The following is a 3,112-nucleotide window of genomic DNA, read 5'->3' as shown; positions in this document are numbered from 1 at the left end:
GGCGTTATTCGAAGTTGATCCTCGGCAATATTCAACTGGTCGATGAAGCGGTGCATGTCACGGCAGACGGCCGGCATTTGCTGGCAGCTCCTACAGGGTTTTGCGGTGTTACATCAGGTGTTTTTCGGCTTCAGGAATGTGCGCAGCACCCAACACCGCCGGCAACAACCCGGAACGCAAATCCCCGCCACTCGGCTGCTGATACAGACTCAGCCCAAACTCTGGCAACACCGCCAGCAGATAATCGAAAATATCCCCCTGAATCCGCTCGTAATCGGCCCACGCCGTGGTGCGGGTGAAGCAGTAGATCTCCAGCGGAATGCCCTGCGCGGTGGTTTGCATCTGACGCACCATGCAGGTCATGTTCGGCTGGATCTCCGGATGACTTTTCAGATAGGCCAGCGCATAAGCGCGGAAAGTACCGATGTTGGTCATGCGCCGCCGGTTGGCGGCCATCGCCGCAACGTTGCCCTGCGCCTCGTTCCACGCCTTGAGTTCGGCTTTCTTGCGGCTCATGTAGTCGGTGAGCAGATGCACCTGCGTCAGCTTCAGCTCTTCATCGTCACGAATGAAACGCACGCCGCTGGCGTCGATGAACAGACTGCGCTTGATCCGTCGACCGCCGGATTGCTGCATGCCGCGCCAGTTCTTGAACGACTCGGACATCAGGCGCCAGGTCGGGATCGAGACGATGGTCTTGTCGAAGTTCTGCACCTTGACCGTGTGCAGCGTGATGTCGACCACATCGCCATCAGCGCCGACTTGCGGCATTTCGATCCAGTCACCGACCCGCAGCATGTCGTTGCTGGTCAGTTGCACGCTGGCGACGAACGACAGCAGCGTGTCCTTGTAGACCAACAGAATCACCGCCGACATCGCACCCAGACCGGACAGTAGCAACAGCGGCGAACGGTCGATCAGCGTGGCAACGATGATGATCGCGCCAAACACGTACAAAACCATCTTGCCGAGCTGCACGTAGCCTTTGATCGAACGCGTGCGCGCGTGTTCGGTGCGCGCGTAGATATCCAGCAACGCATTGAGCAGGGCGCTGATCGACAGCGTCAGGAACAGGATGGTGAATGCCAGCGCAACATTGCCGAGGAACAGCATCGCGGTTTTGCTCAGCTCCGGCACCAGATGCAGACCGAACTGGATCACCAGCGACGGCGTCATCTGCGCCAGGCGCTGAAACACCTTGTTGTGGCGAAAGTCGTTGAGCCAGTGCAGCGCCGGCTGCCGGCCGAGGATGCGGCTGGCGTGCAGAATCAGATAGCGTGCCACTCGTCCGAGGACCAGCGCGATCACTAAAAGCAGCATCAGCGCCAGGCTGGCGTGCAGGAGTGGGTGCTGATCGAGGGCACCCCAGAGGTCTTGGGCGTTGAGCCAGAGCTGTTTGAAATCCATGGGAGTAAAGATTCTTCTGTAAGACGCGACGGACGATTAGAGCATTTAAGACGCTACGTATTAGCGTTGAAGACAAATCAGGCAACAAAAAAGCCACTGTTTGTGGCCGATTACATAAAGAGGCTCGGCCTGAGCGCTCGAAACCGGTAACCTATGCAGCTGTTTTTTTGCATATCTTCGAGGTAGCACCCGTGTTTTCCCAATTCGCCCTGCACGAACGCCTGCTAAAAGCTGTGGCCGAGCTGAAATTTGTCGAGCCAACGCCTGTGCAAGCCGCGGCCATTCCGCTGGCGCTCCAGGGGCGTGACCTGCGGGTGACTGCGCAAACCGGTAGCGGCAAGACCGCCGCTTTTGTCCTGCCGATCCTCAACCGCCTGATCGGCCCGGCCAAGGTTCGCGTCAGCATCAAGACGCTGATCCTGCTGCCGACCCGTGAGCTGGCCCAGCAAACTTTGAAAGAAGTAGAGCGCTTCGCGCAGTTCACTTTCATCAAGTCCGGCCTGATCACTGGCGGGGAAGACTTCAAAGTACAGGCGGCGATGCTGCGCAAAGTGCCAGACATCCTCATCGGTACGCCGGGGCGGATGATCGAGCAACTCAACGCTGGCAACCTCGACTTGAAAGAAGTCGAAGTGTTGGTGCTCGACGAAGCCGACCGCATGCTCGACATGGGTTTCTCCGAGGACGTGCAACGTCTGGTTGACGAGTGCACCAACCGTCAGCAGACCATGCTGTTCTCCGCGACCACCGGCGGTTCCGGCCTGCGCGAGATGATCGCCAAGGTCCTGAACAACCCTGAGCACCTGCAGCTCAACGCGGTCAGCCAACTGAACTCGACCACCCGTCAGCAGGTGATCACCGCTGACCACAACCAGCACAAAGAACAGATTGTGAACTGGCTGCTGGCCAACGAGACCTATCAGAAGGCCATCGTGTTCACCAACACCCGCGCCATGGCCGACCGCATCTACGGTCGTCTGGTGGCTCAGGAATACAAAGCGTTCGTGCTGCACGGCGAGAAAGACCAGAAGGATCGCAAACTGGCGATCGACCGTCTGAAGCAGGGCGGCGTGAAGATCCTCGTGGCCACCGACGTTGCGGCGCGTGGTCTGGACGTTGAAGGTCTGGACATGGTGATCAACTTTGACATGCCACGCAGCGGCGACGAATACGTACACCGTATCGGTCGTACCGGGCGTGCCGGTAACGATGGCCTGGCGATCTCGCTGATCTGCCACGGCGACTGGAACCTGATGTCGAGCATCGAGCGCTATCTGAAGCAGAGCTTCGAGCGCCGCACCATCAAGGAAGTCAAAGGCACCTACGGCGGACCGAAAAAGGTCAAGGCCTCGGGCAAAGCTGTCGGCGTGAAGAAGAAAAAGACCGACGCCAAGGGCGACAAGAAAAAAACTGCCGCCAAGACGCCGACCAAGCGCAAGAGCGCCAACCGTCCGAAGCCGGACGCCTTGGTCAGCAGCGACGGCATGGCACCGCTTAAGCGTCGCAAGCCGGCAGAGCCTGCAGCTGAGTAAAGCTGCGTAGTGCTGCAATAAAAAACCCGGACCGTGTGTCCGGGTTTTTTTACGCGTGCGCCAGGCATGGCGCGTTGCGCGCAAGCGCAACCAGCTTGGCTGTGGTGGCCTCGCTGGTGACTTGGAGGTGAAAGTCCTCTACACACCCGGCAAGGGGAAGTGTTAGCCAGAGG

At 58.9% G+C, this 3,112-nt stretch carries 2 protein-coding genes and 1 pseudogene; 2 read left to right on the top strand and 1 reads right to left on the bottom strand.

Features of this window, described 5'->3' with window-relative positions; genetic code table 11:
- A pseudogene (locus ACP7BN_RS27630) lies at positions 1-83 on the top strand (UDP-2,3-diacylglucosamine diphosphatase); the annotation flags it as partial.
- Positions 84-108: 25 nt separating this feature from the next.
- On the opposite strand, the gene ACP7BN_RS27625 reads toward ACP7BN_RS27630, so the two are convergent.
- Positions 109-1,407 carry a mechanosensitive ion channel family protein gene (locus tag ACP7BN_RS27625; RefSeq protein WP_426206969.1) on the bottom strand — a complete coding sequence of 433 codons (1,299 nt, stop codon included), beginning with the start codon at positions 1,405-1,407 and terminating at the stop codon, positions 109-111.
- Between the two features lie 191 nt (positions 1,408-1,598).
- Here ACP7BN_RS27625 and ACP7BN_RS27620 point away from each other — a divergent pair, with 191 nt between their 5' ends.
- On the top strand, positions 1,599-2,939 hold the full coding sequence (locus ACP7BN_RS27620) for a DEAD/DEAH box helicase (RefSeq protein ID WP_420647875.1): 1,341 nt from the start codon (positions 1,599-1,601) through the stop codon (positions 2,937-2,939).
- Positions 2,940-3,112: the final 173 nt, after the last annotated feature.

It is taken from the genome of Pseudomonas sp. TWP3-1 (genome assembly GCF_049896625.1).
Classification (GTDB): domain Bacteria; phylum Pseudomonadota; class Gammaproteobacteria; order Pseudomonadales; family Pseudomonadaceae; genus Aquipseudomonas.
This window is presented reverse-complemented; position numbering and strand designations above follow the sequence as displayed.